This window comes from Risungbinella massiliensis (assembly GCF_000942395.1).
In the GTDB taxonomy this organism is placed as follows: domain Bacteria; phylum Bacillota; class Bacilli; order Thermoactinomycetales; family Thermoactinomycetaceae; genus Risungbinella; species Risungbinella massiliensis.
In genome coordinates this window covers 1599328-1617126 of sequence record NZ_LN812102.1, presented here as the reverse complement: position 1 = coordinate 1617126, position 17799 = coordinate 1599328, and the positions used below count along the sequence as shown (strand labels likewise).

The 17799-nt window shown below is 41.1% G+C and carries 20 protein-coding genes and 1 rRNA gene; 15 read left to right on the top strand and 6 right to left on the bottom strand.

Annotated elements, in window-relative coordinates; genetic code table 11:
- Nucleotides 1-36: 36 nt before the first annotated feature.
- On the bottom strand, nucleotides 37-408 hold the full coding sequence (locus tag VJ09_RS08445; RefSeq protein ID WP_044641079.1) for a globin domain-containing protein: 372 nt from the start codon (nucleotides 406-408) through the stop codon (nucleotides 37-39).
- Nucleotides 386-1708 carry a glutamate-1-semialdehyde 2,1-aminomutase gene (locus tag VJ09_RS08440; protein ID WP_044641078.1) on the bottom strand — a complete coding sequence of 441 codons (1323 nt, stop codon included), beginning with the start codon at nucleotides 1706-1708 and terminating at the stop codon, nucleotides 386-388. The genes VJ09_RS08445 and VJ09_RS08440 overlap by 23 nt, the downstream gene beginning before the upstream one ends.
- Before the next feature lie 155 nt (nucleotides 1709-1863).
- Here VJ09_RS08440 and VJ09_RS08435 point away from each other — a divergent pair, with 155 nt between their 5' ends.
- From VJ09_RS08435 to VJ09_RS08410, 6 genes are read left to right on the top strand one after another with little or no spacing between them, the layout of a single operon-like run.
- On the top strand, nucleotides 1864-5016 hold the full coding sequence (locus VJ09_RS08435) for a DUF4670 domain-containing protein (protein ID WP_044641077.1): 3153 nt from the start codon (nucleotides 1864-1866) through the stop codon (nucleotides 5014-5016).
- A gap of 56 nt (nucleotides 5017-5072) precedes the next feature.
- Nucleotides 5073-5807 carry a sporulation protein gene (locus tag VJ09_RS08430; RefSeq protein ID WP_052807300.1) on the top strand — a complete coding sequence of 245 codons (735 nt, stop codon included), beginning with the start codon at nucleotides 5073-5075 and terminating at the stop codon, nucleotides 5805-5807.
- A 14-nt stretch (nucleotides 5808-5821) separates the two neighbouring features.
- Entirely contained in the window at nucleotides 5822-6589 is a 768-nt protein-coding gene (locus VJ09_RS08425; RefSeq protein WP_044641076.1) for a sporulation protein, read from the top strand.
- 53 nt (nucleotides 6590-6642) lie between these two features.
- Nucleotides 6643-7656, top strand: a complete 1014-nt coding sequence (locus VJ09_RS08420; RefSeq protein WP_044641075.1) for an ABC transporter ATP-binding protein — start codon at nucleotides 6643-6645, stop codon at nucleotides 7654-7656.
- Nucleotide 7657: 1 nt separating this feature from the next.
- Nucleotides 7658-8443, top strand: a complete 786-nt coding sequence (locus VJ09_RS08415; protein ID WP_044641714.1) for an ABC transporter permease — start codon at nucleotides 7658-7660, stop codon at nucleotides 8441-8443.
- Between the two features lie 4 nt (nucleotides 8444-8447).
- Entirely contained in the window at nucleotides 8448-9233 is a 786-nt protein-coding gene (locus VJ09_RS08410) for an ABC transporter permease (protein ID WP_044641074.1), read from the top strand.
- Here the strand turns inward: VJ09_RS08410 and VJ09_RS08405 are convergent.
- The 3 genes from VJ09_RS08405 to gerPC are packed head-to-tail and all read right to left on the bottom strand — an operon-like array spanning nucleotide 9205 to nucleotide 10196.
- The gene (locus VJ09_RS08405; protein ID WP_044641073.1) at nucleotides 9205-9564 is read right to left on the bottom strand and encodes a fluoride efflux transporter FluC; all 360 of its coding nucleotides are present in this window, start codon (nucleotides 9562-9564) and stop codon (nucleotides 9205-9207) included. The two genes, VJ09_RS08410 and VJ09_RS08405, sit on opposite strands and share 29 nt — an antisense overlap.
- Nucleotide 9565: 1 nt before the next feature.
- The gene (locus tag VJ09_RS08400) at nucleotides 9566-9910 is read right to left on the bottom strand and encodes a fluoride efflux transporter FluC (RefSeq protein ID WP_044641072.1); all 345 of its coding nucleotides are present in this window, start codon (nucleotides 9908-9910) and stop codon (nucleotides 9566-9568) included.
- Nucleotides 9897-10196 carry a spore germination protein GerPC gene (gerPC, locus tag VJ09_RS08395; protein ID WP_222704944.1) on the bottom strand — a complete coding sequence of 100 codons (300 nt, stop codon included), beginning with the start codon at nucleotides 10194-10196 and terminating at the stop codon, nucleotides 9897-9899. The genes VJ09_RS08400 and gerPC overlap by 14 nt, the downstream gene beginning before the upstream one ends.
- A 92-nt stretch (nucleotides 10197-10288) precedes the next feature.
- Here gerPC and VJ09_RS08390 point away from each other — a divergent pair, with 92 nt between their 5' ends.
- The 7 genes from VJ09_RS08390 to perR all read left to right on the top strand — a co-directional run bounded on the left by VJ09_RS08390 (nucleotide 10289) and on the right by perR (nucleotide 13781).
- Nucleotides 10289-10678, top strand: a complete 390-nt coding sequence (locus tag VJ09_RS08390; RefSeq protein WP_044641070.1) for an Hsp20/alpha crystallin family protein — start codon at nucleotides 10289-10291, stop codon at nucleotides 10676-10678.
- Nucleotides 10679-10708: 30 nt separating this feature from the next.
- Entirely contained in the window at nucleotides 10709-10921 is a 213-nt protein-coding gene (locus VJ09_RS08385) for a spore germination protein (protein ID WP_044641069.1), read from the top strand.
- Nucleotides 10922-10925: 4 nt separating this feature from the next.
- Nucleotides 10926-11159, top strand: coding sequence for a hypothetical protein (locus tag VJ09_RS08380; RefSeq protein WP_044641068.1), 234 nt, complete (start codon nucleotides 10926-10928; stop codon nucleotides 11157-11159).
- A 134-nt stretch (nucleotides 11160-11293) separates the two neighbouring features.
- Nucleotides 11294-11761: a thioredoxin-dependent thiol peroxidase gene (gene bcp / locus VJ09_RS08375; protein WP_044641067.1), complete on the top strand. Its 468-nt coding sequence runs from the start codon at nucleotides 11294-11296 to the stop codon at nucleotides 11759-11761.
- A gap of 19 nt (nucleotides 11762-11780) precedes the next feature.
- Complete coding sequence (locus tag VJ09_RS08370) at nucleotides 11781-12569, top strand: class I SAM-dependent methyltransferase (RefSeq protein ID WP_052807299.1); 789 nt, start codon at nucleotides 11781-11783, stop codon at nucleotides 12567-12569.
- A gap of 20 nt (nucleotides 12570-12589) precedes the next feature.
- A complete protein-coding gene (nth, locus tag VJ09_RS08365) occupies nucleotides 12590-13246 on the top strand; it encodes an endonuclease III (protein ID WP_147635455.1) in 657 nt (218 codons plus the stop codon).
- Between the two features lie 103 nt (nucleotides 13247-13349).
- Nucleotides 13350-13781, top strand: coding sequence for a peroxide-responsive transcriptional repressor PerR (gene perR / locus VJ09_RS08360; RefSeq protein ID WP_044641066.1), 432 nt, complete (start codon nucleotides 13350-13352; stop codon nucleotides 13779-13781).
- A gap of 150 nt (nucleotides 13782-13931) precedes the next feature.
- Here the strand turns inward: perR and VJ09_RS08355 are convergent, their stop codons facing one another.
- Nucleotides 13932-14288 (bottom strand): DUF2614 family zinc ribbon-containing protein, encoded by a 357-nt coding sequence (locus tag VJ09_RS08355; RefSeq protein ID WP_044641065.1) that lies wholly within the window; start codon nucleotides 14286-14288, stop codon nucleotides 13932-13934.
- Nucleotides 14289-14541: 253 nt separating this feature from the next.
- Here VJ09_RS08355 and VJ09_RS08350 point away from each other — a divergent pair, with 253 nt between their 5' ends.
- Together VJ09_RS08350 and VJ09_RS08345 are read left to right on the top strand one after the other, a co-directional pair.
- Nucleotides 14542-15825 (top strand): M20/M25/M40 family metallo-hydrolase, encoded by a 1284-nt coding sequence (locus VJ09_RS08350; protein WP_044641064.1) that lies wholly within the window; start codon nucleotides 14542-14544, stop codon nucleotides 15823-15825.
- Nucleotides 15826-16118: 293 nt separating this feature from the next.
- Nucleotides 16119-17622: ribosomal RNA gene (locus VJ09_RS08345) — 16S ribosomal RNA — on the top strand.
- Nucleotides 17623-17799: the final 177 nt, after the last annotated feature.

Below are 17799 nucleotides of genomic sequence, written 5' to 3'. Positions count from 1 at the left end.
AGTTATCTAGATGATAATAACAACGGAAGTAAGTTCTTATTGATTTTGCATGTGGTAAGCGGTGTATACTAAGCGTCCCCAAATCTCTTCTCGAAGTGTTCCTTCGACTCCTACTTTGTCTAATGCTTGTTCCATACAGCTGAGCCATGCTTCTGCCTTTTCACGGGTGATATCGAACCTCATGTGACGAGCACGGAGCATTGGATGCCCTTTTTTTTCTGAATAGAGAGGAGGACCACCAAAATATTGTGTTAGAAACATGTACTGATTTTCTCTCGTTTCTGTCATGTCTTCTGGAAACATAGGACTGAGAATGGGATTTTGTTTTACAAGATCGTAAAAAATATCCACTAGTTTTTTAATCGTAGCTTCGCCACCTAGTTGCTCATAATGAGTTTTCGCTTCCATGGATTCCCTCTTTTCTCATCTGTTCAAAAGATTCTCGAACTGCTTGTAGAGTGATTTGGACATCTTGTTCCGTGTGGGCTGTAGTCAGGAACCAAGCTTCATATTTCGAAGGTGCTAGATAGATTCCTCTTTGTAACATAAGTTGGAAAAAACGAGCAAAGCGTTTTTTACTAGCTTCTTGAGCGCCATCATAATCCACTACTGTTTGCTCTGTAAAGTAGACAGTAAGAGCTCCACCTACCCGATTGAGCGACATGACGATTTCATGTTCTTGAGCAGCTTGTCGAATACCTTTTTCCAATATCGACCCTAGTTTCTCTAGATACTCATAAACTCCTGGCTTCGCTAATTCATTGATACAAGCTATTCCAGCAGAAATCGAAAGCGGATTTCCGGCCATAGTACCTGCTTGATACATTGGTCCGTTAGGAGCTACTTTGTCCATAATTTCTCTTTTACCACCATAAGCACCGATCGGAAGTCCACCCCCGATAATTTTTCCGAGAGCAGTCAAATCAGGTTCTACTCCGTATAACGTTTGTACTCCACCATAGTGGAATCGAAATGCGGTGATTACTTCATCGTAAATAACGAGTGCTCCAAATTGATGGGCAATATGATTGATCGTCTCTAGAAAATCGGGTGCAGGTGGTACAATTCCAAAGTTTCCTACAAGTGGTTCAACTAATACACCAGCTATCTGATCTCCCCAATGAGTAAATGCTTCTTGTAGGGAAGCAGGATCATTAAAGGGAACGGTGATTACTTCTTGTGCAATACTTGGGGGTACACCAGCACTGTCTGGATTCCCTAAAGTAGATGGTCCAGAGCCTGCTGCTACCAAAACGAGATCGGAATGTCCGTGATAGCATCCTGCAAACTTTAATATTTTGGTTCGTCCAGTGTAGGCACGAGCAAGTCGAATAGTCGACATGACTGCTTCTGTCCCACTGTTGACAAATCGGATTTGGTCCATTGAAGGAATGGCATCGCGTAACATTTTTGCGAACAGAATCTCTTTTTCAGTTGGTGTTCCATAAAGAATCCCATCTGTAGAGGCAGCTGTGATTGCTTGATGAATGGCTGGATGAGCATGGCCTAAGATGATGGGTCCAAATGCAGCTAGGTAGTCAATATAGCGATTGCCATCTTCATCATAAAAATAAGCACCGTTAGCTTTTTTCATGAAGATAGGATGATCGAGTCCTACTGCACCAAAGGAACGAGATGGACTGTTGACACCACCTACGATCGCATCTAAGGCTTCATTATGTAATTTTTGAGACTGTGTCTGCTTCATTTTTACACCCCTTTTTCTCTTCTTATTGTAACGACTTGTCGAAAAGAGGAACAGAGAAAAGTGACTGCCTCTAATTATTACTATTTTTGCATATAAAAAAAGAGAAATAATCGTTAAAATATAAGTAATGATGAGATAGATTGGAGGCAAATCGGTTGGCTTTCTTTGAAACAGGAACTATCTATCGAAACCGGTTTGAGATTAAACATGTTGTTTCGTTCTTCAATGGTGAATTGGCTGTTGGGGAAACGGACGGAAAACGTTTTTATTTGCAGGCTGCTTACTTACACAAACAGCCACCCCAACGAGCGATACAACAATTTCGTAATCTAAAAAGCTCGATTGTTTTACCATACCAAGATGTTCTCGTTGAAGAAGATCTTCTAGTTTTTGTACGTCCTTATTCACCGATTCGTCCACTTAAAGACGTGATAAAGACGGATCTATCGGAGGAACAAGTGATTGATTGGACCAAACAATTGCTTCATTTAGAGGCGATGCTTCGTTCCAAGCCAATACCTATGTACCTCTTACTTGATACTAGAAACATTGGAGTTACCAAATCAGGTGAACTCCAAGTGATTTTCTGTGGTCTAGAAAAAATCATGGTTACCGAAACCAAGTTAGATTGGGGGAGTTTTTTCTATAGTCTCCTATCAGGGCAATTTTTGGAAGGATCGATCCTCAAGATCCCCAAAGACTTCTCTGTCTCGCGACCTATGATGAAACTGATCCAAAAAACACTAAAAGTGTATCAAGTGGATCAAGTCATTGCACAGATTGAGATATTTGAAAAAAAGCATGCTTCAGAAGGACTACTTAAGCGTTTTCTTCCAAGTAGCAAAAAAAGTTCATCACCAAAAGATAACAAGATTACGCCTAGTGAAGATGCAAATCTCCCTATTACAAAACCAGATTTGACTCCAGCCAATACATCTTCGAGACCTAAACCAAAACCTAATTTCTCGATGGATCAATTAGCAGGAATGATGCAAAAAAGAGAAGAGACTTCAGCAGTTTCGACCGGTACCAACAAGACCAACAAGGAAACTCCTCGTCTTCCAGCAACAGGGCAGTCGCTTTTAGAGCAACTTGCCAAGATGAGTGAGACTTCTTCTGGTAAAACGGTACCTAAGCAAGAGGAACCGGACGAGTTACTTCAAGAGATCGATCAGATGCTAGAGAGTGCCCCCGCTACGAACACACAGCAAAAAAAAGAAGATGATACCTTAGCTCAGGTAAAGAAAAAATTGGATAAAAGAAACAACATTCGCTTTCGACGAGGGGTACAATTAGCTACTTGCATCAAAAAAACAGCAAAACCAGAAGTAGAGATAGAAATATCTGAAGGAAATTCGTTGGAGAAAGGAGTGCGGGAGTTGGACTCCAATGAAAAGCAAACAACAAAACCAAAACCGATGCGTTCTTTACTAGGTGTGCCAGATCCATCTAAAGAAGAGAATACATGGGATGAATATTATGAAGCATTGAAATTAGATGACTCGCCTGTTATCGAAGAAACCGAAGAAGATCTAGTGGAGGATACTGTATCATTTGTAACATTGGATGACTTAGAAGATGATAACATGGATAAGCAAGAAACAACTCCAGCAGTGGAAACTCCATCTTCAGAAACTGCTGATACAGAACCAACTCCTCAAACTCAAACTTATAAAGTGAATCCTGCTTTAGCAAAACTGGCGGATCAAGATCTATCCGATTCTTTTATTATTACGCTTGATCAGCATCGACAAGAGCATGAAGAAAAACAACAGGCACGAATTGAGCAAATGCGAAAACAATTCGAGGCGCAACAACAGCAGCTACTGGAGCAAAAGCGTCTTGAGTTGGAGAGAATGCAGCAAAAATTATTAGAAGAACAACGGAAAGAACTCGAACGTCAAGAGCAAGAGCTTCTCGCAAAAGAACAAGAAGCACTCGAAAAGGCACGTAAAGAACGAGAAGAAAAAGAAAGACAAGAACGTGCCAAAAAGGAAAAAGAACGAATACGCAAAGCCAGATTGGAATATGAGCGCCAACAATGGGAGCAACGAGAACTTCAAATTATGGAGAAGGAACAAAAGCTTCTAGAAACTCAGCAACAAGAGATGCTAGACAAGTTGTTAAAAGAATTTGAGGAGAAAAAACAGGCATTACTTGAGAAGCAAAAGCGGGAATTTGAAGAAAGAAAGAGAGAAAAACTGACCAAACTGCATGAAATACTCTCTTCTAGTTCAGAAAACTCGAGTGAGACGGAGGATGAGTTTGCAACGATGCCTCCTTCGAGTTACCAGGCAATTCAACCGCTAGATGAAACAGAAAGAGCAGAGAAAGAACGGGAATTAATGACTTATATGGGTCATGCTTTGCCAACACCTCCCGAACAGCAGGAGAATCAAGTAGAGGAACAAGTAATTACAGAGCCAACTCCTCTGAAGCAAGAGAAAAAAGAGTCTCCTACTGATCAAAAAGGTGAAGAAAAATCTACACCACCGAAAAAAGAGATACAAGAGGCAAAACCGAAGGCAGATAAAGTATCGGAAACGAAACAGGAAAAACCAAAGAAATCACCAGAAAAAACGTTGAGCGAAACGAAACAAAAAAGTAAATCGTATAGCCCTTTTTCAAGTAGTAGTCGCAGTATGTCCAGAGCAGATAAACAGCGTGCCGCCAGAGCTGCTCTCCAACAGTCTTTTAGTAATCATCAGAACAAAAAAGAGGAGAAACGGAAAAAGAAACAAGAGAAGAAGCAGAAAAGCAAACAAGAAGAGAGTAAGTTAGAATCACAAGAAGGACTTCTCGAGAATGGATCAGTAGAGGTAACTTCTGAACTTACTACCAAAGAGGCACCAAAGCAAAAGCAAGAAAAAGAAACGAAGGCTTCTCATTCTCCGAAAAAAAAGGAGAAGAGAAAGCAAGAACAGCAAGTAGAGAAAAAACAGGAAGTGAAAGAATCATCAACTGAATCGAATCAATTGTTTTCTGATGAAGAAGACGAAGCTCTCTTTATTGAATTGGGGAATCTTTTTGATGAGTTAGAATTAAGTCAACCTACGGACAGCAAAACAAAGAATGCAGATGAGTCGACCACTGATTCGAATGCTAGAGTATTAAGCGATCGATATGATGAGTTAGATCGTTTATTAGAGGAAGAAGAGCGTAAAGCGGCGGAAGAGGAAAAGGATCAGATAATAGATAATCCTGAACCTCTAAAAAAACAAACACCAGAGGAAAATCAGAAACAATCTCCTAATCCAAATTCCGAAAAGCATCTCCAAGACTTTATGAACTTCTTTCAGAAAAAATAAAGAATGTAGGGGAGAGGGGCACTTCTCCTCTTTTTTTGTAATAATGGGGGGTATAGATGTTTACTAAATGGATGGCGCAGATGGGAATTGGATCTGCCAAAGTAGATTCCAAGATTGATCAATGGCAATTTCAACCTGGAGAAACAATCACAGGAGACGTTTGTATTCGTGGTGGCCAATCTTCGCAAGTGGTAGATGATATTGTTTTAGAACTGACTACTCAATATGTAAAGAACGGAAAAAAGGTTGAATATGTTTTTAAACGTTTTGCACTATCCGAAAAGTTGTTAATTGAACCTCAAAAGGATCGGAAAATTCCATTTGAGTTTAAGTTACCTACGGATCTTCCTATTTCTACTGGAAGATTTCCTATTTACTTAAAAACAGTATTGGATGTTCCATTTGCTGTAGATCCTACTGATCGTGATCGATTGGAAATATTTCCAAATCCGTTGATTGCAAGTATCTTAAAACAAATTGAAGACAATGGATTTTTACTTTATCAAATAGAGAATACTTTTGATCCAAATGCAAGACTACATCCTTTTGTACAGGCATTTATATTCCGACCAACCGGTTCTTTTCATGCTTATATTGATGAATTCCATGTTATCTTTGATTATAATGATCACTCTATAACGATTGATATGGAGATGGTTCGCGCCGGTCAAGGATTAGCCAGTCGCTTTTATTGGGAGCATGAAGATGCAGTGAATACATTAATGATCAATGATCAAAAAGTGGAAGAAGACCCGATGGAGAAACTTAGAGAGTTACTACAACGTAGATAGGGGAGAAATGATAGATGAGTATATTTGGGAAAACATTGGCCAGTTTTGGAATTGGCGCTACAAAAGTCGATACGAGACTTGAGAAGGCAAACTATAGCCAAGGAGAAACCATTCGGGGAGAAGTGTTTATCCAAGGAGGACAAGCACAGCAAGAAATTGACGATATTTACCTTTATCTAGTTGTGCAATATGAACATGAGGGAACTCAAGCAGAATATGTAATTAGTGAATTCCGAATTTCCGAGCGGTTTGAGATGGGACCAAAAGAGACGAAAGTAATTCCATTCGAATTCGAACTACCATATGATTCACCTGTTTCAACTAGCGGCTCTCCAATCTATATTAAAACAGGTTTGGATATAAAGATGGCGGTGGATCCAACTGATCATGATGGAATAGAGGTAGTACCTCATCCATTCGTACAACAAGTTGTGAAAGCAACTGAATATCTAGGATATCAACTTGAGAGAGTCGATATGGATTTTGAGCATTACTACTCTCGTCATCCATTTGTTCAACAATATCATTTCAAACCAACGGGTAATACGTTTTCTAAATATATAGATGATATTCAGATGGTTTTCTTCCCATTCCAACATGAACTAGATATCGTTCTGCAAGTGGATCGCAAACCAATTGGGTTGATGAGTTCGATGGAAGAAGCACTAAACCTTGACGAAAAAATTTCCCGGTTTACTATTACGTATGATGAGGTAAAGGATAACATCAGCTTACTCGAGTCCAAAATCGAGTATCAAATACAGCGACAAATCCAAACATAAGGTATTCCCTATGGGGATGCCTTTTTTATGGTATGGGGTAAGGAGGAATTCAATTGAACTACGCTCTAGAAGCGATTGATCTGACAAAAGAATTTCAAGTCTTTCAAAGTCGTAAAGGGTTAGCTGGCGCTTTTCGTGACCTTTTTCAACGAAATTATCGTACTATCCGTGCAGTAGACAAAGTGAATTTGGCGATAGAACAAGGAGAGATGGTAGGGTATATCGGAGAGAATGGTGCTGGCAAATCGACCACAATTAAAATGTTAACTGGCATCTTGCAACCTACATCTGGAAAATTGCAGGTGAATGGATTTAACCCGCATGAAGAACGCGAAAAATTTGTTCGAACGATCGGGGTTGTATTTGGACAACGTAGTCAACTTTGGTGGGATATTGCAGTGCAAGAGTCATTTTCTCTCTTGCAAAAAGTATATCGAGTTGATGAGAAGGAGAATCGTGCGTATGTAGACCGCATGATTGAAGTGCTAGATATTGGTGCGTTATTAGATCAACCTGTACGCAAACTGAGTCTTGGACAAAGGATGCGTTGTGAGTTAGCTGCAGCAATTATTCACAAGCCACCATTACTTTTCCTAGATGAACCAACGATTGGGTTAGATGTTCTAGTAAAGGAAAATATCCGCCAGTTTCTACGAGAGATCAATCAAGAGTTGGGTACATCTGTAATGCTGACAACTCATGACCTAACAGATATCGAGGCGTTGTGCTCGCGTGTTGTCATGTTGGACAAAGGAAAGATCATTTATGATGGTGATTTGGCAAGGCTCAAAACAGAATGGGGATCTGGACGAAAGGTACTCCTAGAATTAGAAGCACCGATCACCCAAGATGATTGGGAAAATGTAGTAAATGGGCTGCCAATAACATGGGAAACAGAGGGGAATAGCAATTATACTGTGCTGATTCCAAGTGGAGAAATCAGTGTGTCCAATCTGTTAGCTCATATATTAGACAAAGGGATTCATGTAAAAGAAATGCAAATCGAAGAATCTACTACAGAGGAGATTGTACGCCGTATTTACTCGGAGGGTATGACTCTTGCTTAGAATGTATGCAGAATTAATCCGGGTTCGTTTTCTCATGATGTTGGCTTATCGTGTCAATTATTACAGTGGAATATTGATATATTCTCTCAACATCGGTGCCTATTATTTTCTTTGGATGGCAGTGTTTAGTGGACGGGAATCGCTACAAGGATTCGTTCCGTTACAAATGGCGACGTATATTGCCGTTTCATGGATGGCACGTGCCTTTTATTTCAATAACTTGGATCGAGAGATTGCAGCAGAGATTCGAGATGGGACAGTAGCAGTTCAGTTGCTTCGTCCGTATAACTACTTGCTGACAAAAGTCTTCCTTGGATTCGGAGAAGGTCTTTTCCGCCTACTGCTGTTTAGCATTCCAGGTATGATCTTAGTTTCGTTAGTATTTCCAATCTCTTTGCCAACAGAACCTATTACATGGGCAAAATTTGCTCTTAGCCTCCTATTAGGATTTTTGGTCAATGTGGAGATTAATTTAATTACGGGACTGCTTGCCTTTTTTGTACTCAACAATGCTGGTATTCTCCGGGCAAAGCGTTTTGTAGTGGAAATCCTATCAGGGCTTATTATCCCAATTAGCTTCTTTCCGGTTTGGGGTCAAGTAGTCTCGCAATATCTACCGTTTCAAGCGATTTCCTATCTGCCAAGTGTTGTGTTGGTCAAAGGATTGTCTGGCCAAGAATGGATCCAGGCGTTGCTCACACAAGGAATTTGGGTGCTACTCTTAATTGTGCCTATTCAACTTATTTGGCGAAGAGCTCGCAAAAATTTGATCGTACAGGGGGGATAAGGTTTTGGCATCGGCAAAGCTTTTTTGGGAATATCTCAAACAATATCTAAAAGCACGTCTGCAATATCGCTGGGACTTTGTCTCTCAGTTTTTTACTGACTTTTTGTTTCAAGCGGTAAATCTCGTTTTTATTGTCGTCATATTTGGACATACCAATCAGTTGGGTGGCTGGGATCGTAACGAAGTGGTCTTCATCTATGGTTATTTCCTCATTCCTTGGGCAGTCTTTACCACCTTTTTTAATCTATGGGATTTTAACGAACGATACATTATTAAAGGAGAACTAGACCGTGTTCTAACCAGGCCTGTTCACAGCTTACAACAAATCTTAATGGAAACGATGGCTCCAGAATCTCTACTTGGTGTTCTGACAGGTCTGATCGTCATGGGAATTGGTGGAGTTCATTTGGATCTTGTTTGGAATTGGTGGGATCCGCTATTCTTAATCCTCTTTACCCTTGGAGGCGCCGCCGTGTATGGTGGAATCTATATTTCGCTGACTAGCCTCTCACTTTATACCGATTCCAAAACGGATATCCAACCAATTGTTTTTAATGTGAGTACTTATGGCAGATACCCGATTAATATCTACCATCGAGCCATTCAGTTTTTCCTCACCTTTATCTTACCGTTTGGATTTGTTGGATTTTATCCCGCAAGCTTTTTCCTCGATCAAGGTGAGTGGCGTTGGTACGCATTAGCTACACCACTTGTTGGAGCAATCTGCCTATGGATCGGGATCAAAATATGGAATCAAGGAATTAGAAATTATCGTGGAGCAGGGAGCTAAGAGCAAATCCCGCTCCCACTGCTAGAACGGAACCCAAAACACTAGAAAGTAGAAAAAGGCTGGTTACACCCCAGTCTTTTTTTGTTAGGAGTTGTACTATTTCTACACTTACGGTAGAAAAAGTAGTAAAGCCACCTAAGAAGCCTGTTGTAAAAGGGGTGGGACCTGTTATAGAGGGAAATAGGCCTAACCAGACACCAAATAGTAAGGAGCCTAATATATTGACAAGGAATGTACCAAATGAAGTGAACTTCCGATTACCCCAAGAATGAAGAAGAGAACGACAAATAGCGCCAACCCCACCTGCAATACCGATTAGTATAAAACTCAAATTATTTCCTCCTTCCCCATCTCAGACCTATGTATGCAAAGAAAATACCAAAAAAAAGGGATGCGAAAGTATATAAAACTGCTGTTAGAAGAGGTAGTTCCCAGATCTCAACTGCAAAGAGTGAAAAAGTTGTATAGGAACCCAATACCCCTGTTCCCCAAAAATTTTTAGCAATATCCTTCTGAACTCTTGTCGTTACATAGCCTAAACATAAACTACCTGTTACATTTACGAAAAGAGTAGCCCAAGGAAAAGCTTGTCCAGTTAAAAAAATGGACGCAGCATACCGCAACCAAGTGCCAAGTATGCCGCCAAGTCCTATTGCTAGTGTTTTAGTTAGATTCATTTTGGGACGCTTCTTTCATCTGATCTACTTCCCATTCGATCTTTTTCTCTTTCACTAGTTCCTCAATCCATTGCTCTTGATCCCCGCTGTTGGTAGCAGAGATCCCAACATTTAAGATTCCGCTCATCGTCTCAATAGCTAACTCTTGAATCTTGTATACTATCTTACCAATTTCTACACTCTTATGTTCGGCTAGCTTTTGTTCTAAATAGTCATTTCGCATCTGTAAATCATAGACTTGATGTTCGAGATCAGACAGCCTCTTTAAAATATGATCTAGTAGCATGATAATTCCCCCTTCTGGCCCAACTATCTGTAGCAAACTTTGTAGTTTCAGCATATTTTAATGGGCAAACTCCTATGCATGGAGGGACGGAAATGAAAATACAAGATAATCATTTTGCCCGGTGGAATCAGCTGGCGCGAAGTTTTCTAGGTGATGATTTTTTTGAAAGCATCACGGATCAGAATCGGACAGCAGAAGTAGAACCAAAGGTGGATGTTTATCATAGTAAGCAGGAAGTGATCGTGATCCTGAACCTTCCGGGTGTAGAAGATATGCGGTCCATGCAATTTGAGTTTGATAGGACAATGCTTACTATTTATGGGGTTATCCCGAATCCTTATCATGGTTATTCCCCTTTTACGCAGCAATGTCCACGAGGAGAGTTTCGCAAAGAGATTGAGCTGGGAGCTGAAGTGGAACCGAAGAGTAAGACGATTCGCTATCGTAGAGGGGTAGTAGAAGTTCGTTTTTCCAAGAGATAAAATACTATCGTGAAACAGAGGTGAAGGAAGATGGGCACCATTAATAACATACTCAATATCAAAATCAATAGCGTTTCTAGTGCTGCTTCCGTCAACTTTGGTAACACGATCAATATTGGAGCGGAAAGCAATAGTAAATCTATAGGAGGTTCTTCTCCAGTGGGGGATTTTACGCGCAACTTAGATTTGGAACGTAACCTATATATTGATCCAGATGTCAGTGACCAATCAGATGTAGGGTAATCAAATGAAATTAATCATTGGTAACTTTACAATTAACACGGTGAGTGATGGTGCTTCTGTCAATGTCGGTACAACCTTAAATTTGATTGATTTAGGCAGAATAAAGCAAGAACAAATTCCACCAGAAAGACAAGAAGGAATACAACCTCCTCTCTCACCAGGGATTATTGGACCTGAGACTAGAAGTTATGCAAATATCTCATCAGATATGTTGATCCCTCATCTTCCACCGTTATAACCAACTCATAGAATATCTGATCTAACAAATAATTATGATGAGTGACCCTAAACAACGGATGTTTGGGGTTTTTTGGTGAGCTTGGAGTCATGATATGATAGGAGAAGCATTTTAAAACAAAGGGGGTACTTTGTATGGTACAAGTAGGAGAGCATGTGCCAGACTTTACATTAGCATCTACAGAAGGAAAAGAAGTTTCCTTGTCAAACTTTAGAGGGAAAAATGTAGTGCTTTATTTTTACCCAAAAGATAATACACCAGGATGTACCACAGAATCATGCGACTTTCGAGATGCTTATGAGCAATTTCAAAATCTGAATACGGTTATTTTGGGGATCAGTAGAGACTCAATTAAAAGTCATGAAAAATTTATTGAGAAATACCAACTTCCTTTTGCCCTTTTAAGTGATCCAGACGCAAAAGTATGTGAGCAGTTTGGGGTTTATAAAGAAAAGACGATGTTTGGCAAAAAAGCAATGGGCATTGAGCGTTCCACTTTTGTTCTTGATCAAGAAGGGAAACTTGTTAAAGAATATCGTAAAGTAAAAGTGAAAGATCATGTACAAGAAGCTCTCCGATATGTGGAGGAACATTTAGCTTAAAAAGAAAGTGAGAAGGCAAATGCAAGAAAAAAATAATAGTATGTATAACTGGCCTCATTATTATGATTGGACTTCTACAGGTATGGAGAACGATACTTGTTATTACACGGAATTGGCCAAGCTACACAAAGGTCCTGTTCTCGAATTGGGCTGTGGTACAGGAAGAATTTCACTTGCGATCGCTAGAGAATCTATTTCATTGGTAGGGATCGATTTCTCGGCTCAGATGTTACAAAGTGCTAGGAAAAAAGCAAAAGCGATGGCACTAGCTGGTAGAACGCAATGGATCGAAGCGGATATGGCTGATTTTCATGTTCCTAATAATAGAACCTTTCCTCTTATTATTAGTCCTTACCGATCATTTCAGCATCTTCTAAAAGTGGAAGATCAGTTGAGAACATTACGTCAAGTTCGTAAGCATCTACGACAAGATGGTGTATTTGCCTTTCACCTTTTTTCGCCGAATATGGAACAACTTCTCGATTTAAATCGTAGTTATCAGTTTCGAGGAAATTATGAAGTGCCTGGATCGTATGAAACGGTTGATGTATATGACTACACAGAGCTTGATTCATTTCGCCAGTTGCTGCATGTTACTCGATATTATGAGCGATTTGAAGAAACCGGGAAGATGATAGAACGAGTTAAAAGCGATTTCTCCATTCGTTACACGTTTCCGACTGAACTTCGCCATTTATTAGCAGTAAATGGATTTCGTATTCAGAACATGTATGGAGATTTTGATGGAACGCCTTTCCATGAAGAAAGTGAAGAGATGGTGATCGAAGCGGTTCTACTGGTTCGATAGAGAGGAGGTAGTGATGAAAGGTGAAATCAAAGCCAAAACGTGTTCAGACATCCAAGATATTAAAACTATTGGAAAAAATGTATCCAGACGCTCACTGTGAACTAGACTTTACCAGCCCTTTCGAACTGTTAATCTCCACGATCCTCTCCGCTCAATCGACAGATAAACAAGTAAACAAAGTGACCAAGCCTTTATATGAAAAATATCCTACTCCGCAAAAAATGCTCGAATTAAGTGAAGAAGAATTAGCAAATTATATTAAAGGGCTAGGACTTTACCGGAACAAGAGCAAAAATATCCGAAAGACCTGTGAGATCCTAGTTGAAAAATACGGTGGAGAAGTACCTAGAAAGCGTAAAGATCTAGAGGCATTACCGGGTGTAGGTCGCAAAACAGCCAATGTAGTACTCAGCAATGCGTTTGGTGTACCAGCATTAGCAGTAGATACACATGTACAAAGAGTAGCCAACCGGTTAGCATTAGCAGACAGCGAGAATCCACTTGAAACCGAAAAACAACTTTTACGAAAGATACCTCGTAAAAACTGGACTGATGCTCACCATCAAATTATTTGGCATGGTAGACGGATTTGTTCCGCCCGGAACCCAAAATGTGAGATCTGTGACTTGCATCCATATTGTTGGTATGGCAGAAACACGATGTTGTCCCGTGATTGACACAGTATAAATTAGGATTTACACTATTATTAATAGAGATTCTAATTAAGGAATGATTCTTTTTTTGGATCGGATATGGCGGAATGACAGCGAGGTGGATCGAATGTTAAATAACCGCCTTGGAGAAGCGATTGAAACACTTAAACAGACTGGAGTTCGTATGACACCTCAACGTCACGCGATCTTACAGTACCTGATCTCCACTATGGGGCACCCAACAGCGGATGAGATTTATCGCGCTTTGGAGAAAAACTTTCCCAATATGAGCGTAGCAACCGTTTATAATAACCTTCGTCTTTTTAAAGAAGCAGGTTTGGTTCGCGAACTAACTTACGGAGATTCATCAAGTCGTTTTGATGCAAATCTAATGGATCATTATCATGTGATCTGTACCAATTGTGGAAAGATCACAGACTTTGAACATCCGTCTTTGTTAGATATGGAACAACTAGCAGAGAGTAAAACAGGTTATCGCGTAGGATCACACCGGATGGAAATGTATGGAGTATGTCCTACTTGCCAACAAAAACAATGAAGCTATCTGCTCCTGAATGTTAGCTGATCTTATCGAGTTTTTATAACCATTATCCTAGTTAACCTTTTTCTGAGGTGAACTATTGCTTGTTAGACAGGATAAATGCAAAAAACCGACCGCTCTTAGTTGTAGAGTGGTCGGTTTTTTGTTTTAAGATGTAGCTTCGGTAGAGCCTTCTTGTTTTGGAGCATCTGCAGGATCAACTGATAGGACTTGGCGGCAATACATACATTCATCTCTTTTTCCAAGCAATTTGGTCTGCTTTTGACACGATGGACAAATTACTTTTACTGCATGAGTGGAGAGCAGTCCAATCCAGAAATAGATACCTACACTAGCGAAGACACTAAGTAGTCCAAGTAAAAAGAAGACTAACATCATACTAGGTATTACAAATCCTAAATACATGATGCCGATTCCAATAAAAATTAGTAATAAGGCGAAAGTGCGGATTTTGTTTAATTTACCTGAAATAAGCACTAGCCTAAGCCCCCTAGTTTTTCTCATTATTATTTTATCACTATGTGATTGGGTTGTAAGGAGGGAGAAATAGATGAAAAAAAAGATTTCTTAACCAATATATTAGTATTCAGTAAAAAAATTAATGAGGGCATAAATATTATATTGAAAAATTAGAAAAGTGACCATAAAATATTTATTAGGGCGTAGCCCGGTATGTAACTGTCGACAGACGTTACTATAGCCGGGCTACTCGGCTATAGTAACGTCTCCAAATTTATTACAATGAGGAGGGGTCGCTATGAGCCGACCTGATAATAAGATTCAGAGTATGAAGAAAGAAATGGTAGAAATCGCACTCGAGATGCTAAAAAATAACAATTACACTGCTACAGGAATTGCAGCTACCATCAACATTTTCAAAAAGTTAGCAGAAAAAGATGGGTTTACATTTGTAGATGAAGAAAAATACGCATTTATTGAATTTGGACAAGGACAGGGCCTTGTTGGAGTACTAAACCACATTGATGTGGTGGACGGCTGGTTTCCGCCATATGTAAAGGAAAGTAAGTTGTATGGACGCGGAGCTATAGATAATGTTGTACAGGCATTAGCCTCCTATTTCGGTCTCAAATCGGTATCAAATTCACTACTATGCCGTGTCCGGTTGTTTTTAGGAAAATGTGAAGAGACTACGATGCAAGATTTGGAAGAGTATTTGCAGAAGTATGAGTGTTTCCATTTATCTATTTCACCGGATAGTGACCGAGGGATTATTTACGCTGAAAAGGGAAACATGACTTTAGAATTCGAATCCCTTCAATCAAATGAAGCTTCCAATGGCGCTAAGATTGTTTTAGAGTCTTTCCATTCTGGAACTTCTGTGAATATGGTCCCAGATCACGCAATCGCTTACTTGACAGGTGTTAAAGTCGAGACCAGAGGCTCTTCTACTCATAGCAGTACCCCTGAGTTGGGAGAAAACGCAGCAGTGAAATTAGCTACAATTCTAGATACCATGCAACTTGACCGTAATGGCAGTCGCTTTATTTCTTTAATTTCTCAAAAGCTATCGGATATTTCCGGTAAGAAGTTAGGAATCTTCTCGAATGAGAAGGTGCTTGGATCTACTACTCTTAATCTTGGACGTGCAAAATATGTATTAGGGGAAAAAGCAGAAGTTGCCATAAACGTGAGGTACCCACTCAATGGGAATCCACACAAGATGTTAGAGGTAATTTCCAAAACGATGAAGCATCATGGTTTATTTCTAAAGAGTATCAAGCATAAGAGTCCCCATTTTGTAGATCCCAATCATCCATTTGTTAAGTCGTTAATCGGTGCAATTTGTCAAGTTACGGGTGAAACACCAGATCTTTTTGCAATTGGTGGCGGAACTTACTGTAGAAAGATTCCTCAGACTAAGGGACTTTCTGTAGCAGTTGGTGTTTGCTATCAAACGGAAAGCTACAATGCTCATCAACAGAATGAGTATATTGAAATCGATGATATTGCCGTCTGTGCAGAGGTTGTAGCAAAATGTGCGTTGGAGCTAGCTTCTATCGTGAATAGGGATAGTATCTAAAGCATAATAACCAATCCTGTAAGGTTTCCGCCTTACAGGATTGAATTGTGTTTACGAGATATGGATATATATTATTCTTCAGTAATAATTACTTAATATCGGTAATGGATTTTCTATGATTTTTAAAAAAATGATATTATCTATTGACTCTATTAATCTAGCATGATATATTATTTCTTGTCGCCGCGACAAGGCGGCACAAACAAAAAAAGCAATGATGTTCTTTGAAAACGAAAGAGTGAGATGTATCACATTTAGCCAGATGATTTACTATTGAGCTTTCAAACTCAATTTTATCGGAGAGTTTGATCCTGGCTCAGGACGAACGCTGGCGGCGTGCCTAATACATGCAAGTCGAGCGGGGTTCCTTCAGGAACCTAGCGGCGAACGGGTGAGTAACACGTGGGCAACCTGCCCTCAAGCCTGGGATAACTCCGGGAAACCGGTGCTAATACCAGATAATCATTGCTCTTGCATGAGAGCAATGTAAAAGTTTTTCGCTTGAGGATGGGCCCGCGGTGCATTAGCTTGTTGGTGGGGTAATGGCCTACCAAGGCGACGATGCATAGCCGACCTGAGAGGGTGACCGGCCACACTGGGACTGAGACACGGCCCAGACTCCTACGGGAGGCAGCAGTAGGGAATTTTCCGCAATGGGCGAAAGCCTGACGGAGCAACGCCGCGTGAGTGATGACGGCCTTCGGGTTGTAAAACTCTGTTCTTAGGGAAGAAGTTCTGACGGTACCTAAGGAGAAAGCCCCGGCTAACTACGTGCCAGCAGCCGCGGTAATACGTAGGGGGCAAGCGTTGTCCGGAATTATTGGGCGTAAAGCGCGCGCAGGCGGCGCTTTAAGTTGGGGGTTAAAGGCAATGGCTCAACCATTGTTCGCCTCCAAAACTGGAGCGCTTGAGTGCAGCAGAGGAAAGTGGAATTCCCGGTGTAGCGGTGGAATGCGTAGAGATCGGGAGGAACACCAGTGGCGAAGGCGACTTTCTGGGCTGTAACTGACGCTGAGGCGCGAAAGCGTGGGGAGCAAACAGGATTAGATACCCTGGTAGTCCACGCCGTAAACGATGAGTGCTAGGTGTTGGGGGCTTTCCCGCCCTCAGTGCCGCAGCTAACGCATTAAGCACTCCGCCTGGGGAGTACGGCCGCAAGGCTGAAACTCAAAGGAATTGACGGGGGCCCGCACAAGCGGTGGAGCATGTGGTTTAATTCGAAGCAACGCGAAGAACCTTACCAAGGCTTGACATCCCGTTGACCGGGGTAGAGATACCCCTTCCCTTCGGGGCAACGGTGACAGGTGGTGCATGGTTGTCGTCAGCTCGTGTCGTGAGATGTTGGGTTCAGTCCCGCAACGAGCGCAACCCTTATCGTTAGTTGCCAGCATTTAGTTGGGCACTCTAACGAGACAGCCGGTGAAAGCCGGAGGAAGGTGGGGATGACGTCAAATCATCATGCCCCTTATGTCTTGGGCTACACACGTGCTACAATGGCCAGTACAAAGGGTTGCGAACCCGCGAGGGGGAGCTAATCTCATAAAGCTGGTCTCAGTTCGGATCGTAGGCTGCAACTCGCCTACGTGAAGCTGGAATCGCTAGTAATCGCGGATCAGCATGCCGCGGTGAATCCGTTCCCGGGCCTTGTACACACCGCCCGTCACACCACGAGAGTTTGTCACACCCGAAGTCGGTGAGAGAACCTTACGGACTCAGCCGCCGAAGGTGGGGCAGATGATTGGGGTGAAGTCGTAACAAGGTATCCCTACCGGAAGGTGGGGATGGATCACCTCCTTTCTATGGAGTATCTTTCATGATACAAATTCGAATGTCTTACCCGGCTATGTTACTCTCACCTTTCGTTTTCAGAGAATATAACAAAACCCCTCTGCAACTTTGCAGAGGGGTTTTTGCATGTTGTAGTAAATATCGGTAAGATAAAAAAAGCTGCTATGATGAAAAGGAGGCAAATTC

What these genes read in the sequence shown, in the direction of transcription:
- gerPC (WP_222704944.1), bottom strand. Translation starts at nt 10,196, where the DNA reads ATGCTACTAGATCATATTTTAAAGAGGCTGTCTGATCTCGAACATCAA.
- VJ09_RS08355 (WP_044641065.1), bottom strand. Translation starts at nt 14,288, where the DNA reads ATGAGAAAAACTAGGGGGCTTAGGCTAGTGCTTATTTCAGGTAAATTA.
- VJ09_RS08400 (WP_044641072.1), bottom strand. Translation starts at nt 9,910, where the DNA reads ATGAATCTAACTAAAACACTAGCAATAGGACTTGGCGGCATACTTGGC.
- VJ09_RS08440 (WP_044641078.1), bottom strand. Translation starts at nt 1,708, where the DNA reads ATGAAGCAGACACAGTCTCAAAAATTACATAATGAAGCCTTAGATGCG.
- VJ09_RS08445 (WP_044641079.1), bottom strand. Translation starts at nt 408, where the DNA reads ATGGAAGCGAAAACTCATTATGAGCAACTAGGTGGCGAAGCTACGATT.
- VJ09_RS08425 (WP_044641076.1), top strand. Translation starts at nt 5,822, where the DNA reads ATGAGTATATTTGGGAAAACATTGGCCAGTTTTGGAATTGGCGCTACA.
- VJ09_RS08385 (WP_044641069.1), top strand. Translation starts at nt 10,709, where the DNA reads ATGGGCACCATTAATAACATACTCAATATCAAAATCAATAGCGTTTCT.
- bcp (WP_044641067.1), top strand. Translation starts at nt 11,294, where the DNA reads ATGGTACAAGTAGGAGAGCATGTGCCAGACTTTACATTAGCATCTACA.
- VJ09_RS08430 (WP_052807300.1), top strand. Translation starts at nt 5,073, where the DNA reads ATGTTTACTAAATGGATGGCGCAGATGGGAATTGGATCTGCCAAAGTA.
- perR (WP_044641066.1), top strand. Translation starts at nt 13,350, where the DNA reads ATGTTAAATAACCGCCTTGGAGAAGCGATTGAAACACTTAAACAGACT.
- VJ09_RS08380 (WP_044641068.1), top strand. Translation starts at nt 10,926, where the DNA reads ATGAAATTAATCATTGGTAACTTTACAATTAACACGGTGAGTGATGGT.
- VJ09_RS08370 (WP_052807299.1), top strand. Translation starts at nt 11,781, where the DNA reads ATGCAAGAAAAAAATAATAGTATGTATAACTGGCCTCATTATTATGAT.
- VJ09_RS08350 (WP_044641064.1), top strand. Translation starts at nt 14,542, where the DNA reads ATGAGCCGACCTGATAATAAGATTCAGAGTATGAAGAAAGAAATGGTA.
- VJ09_RS08415 (WP_044641714.1), top strand. Translation starts at nt 7,658, where the DNA reads ATGTATGCAGAATTAATCCGGGTTCGTTTTCTCATGATGTTGGCTTAT.
- VJ09_RS08390 (WP_044641070.1), top strand. Translation starts at nt 10,289, where the DNA reads ATGAAAATACAAGATAATCATTTTGCCCGGTGGAATCAGCTGGCGCGA.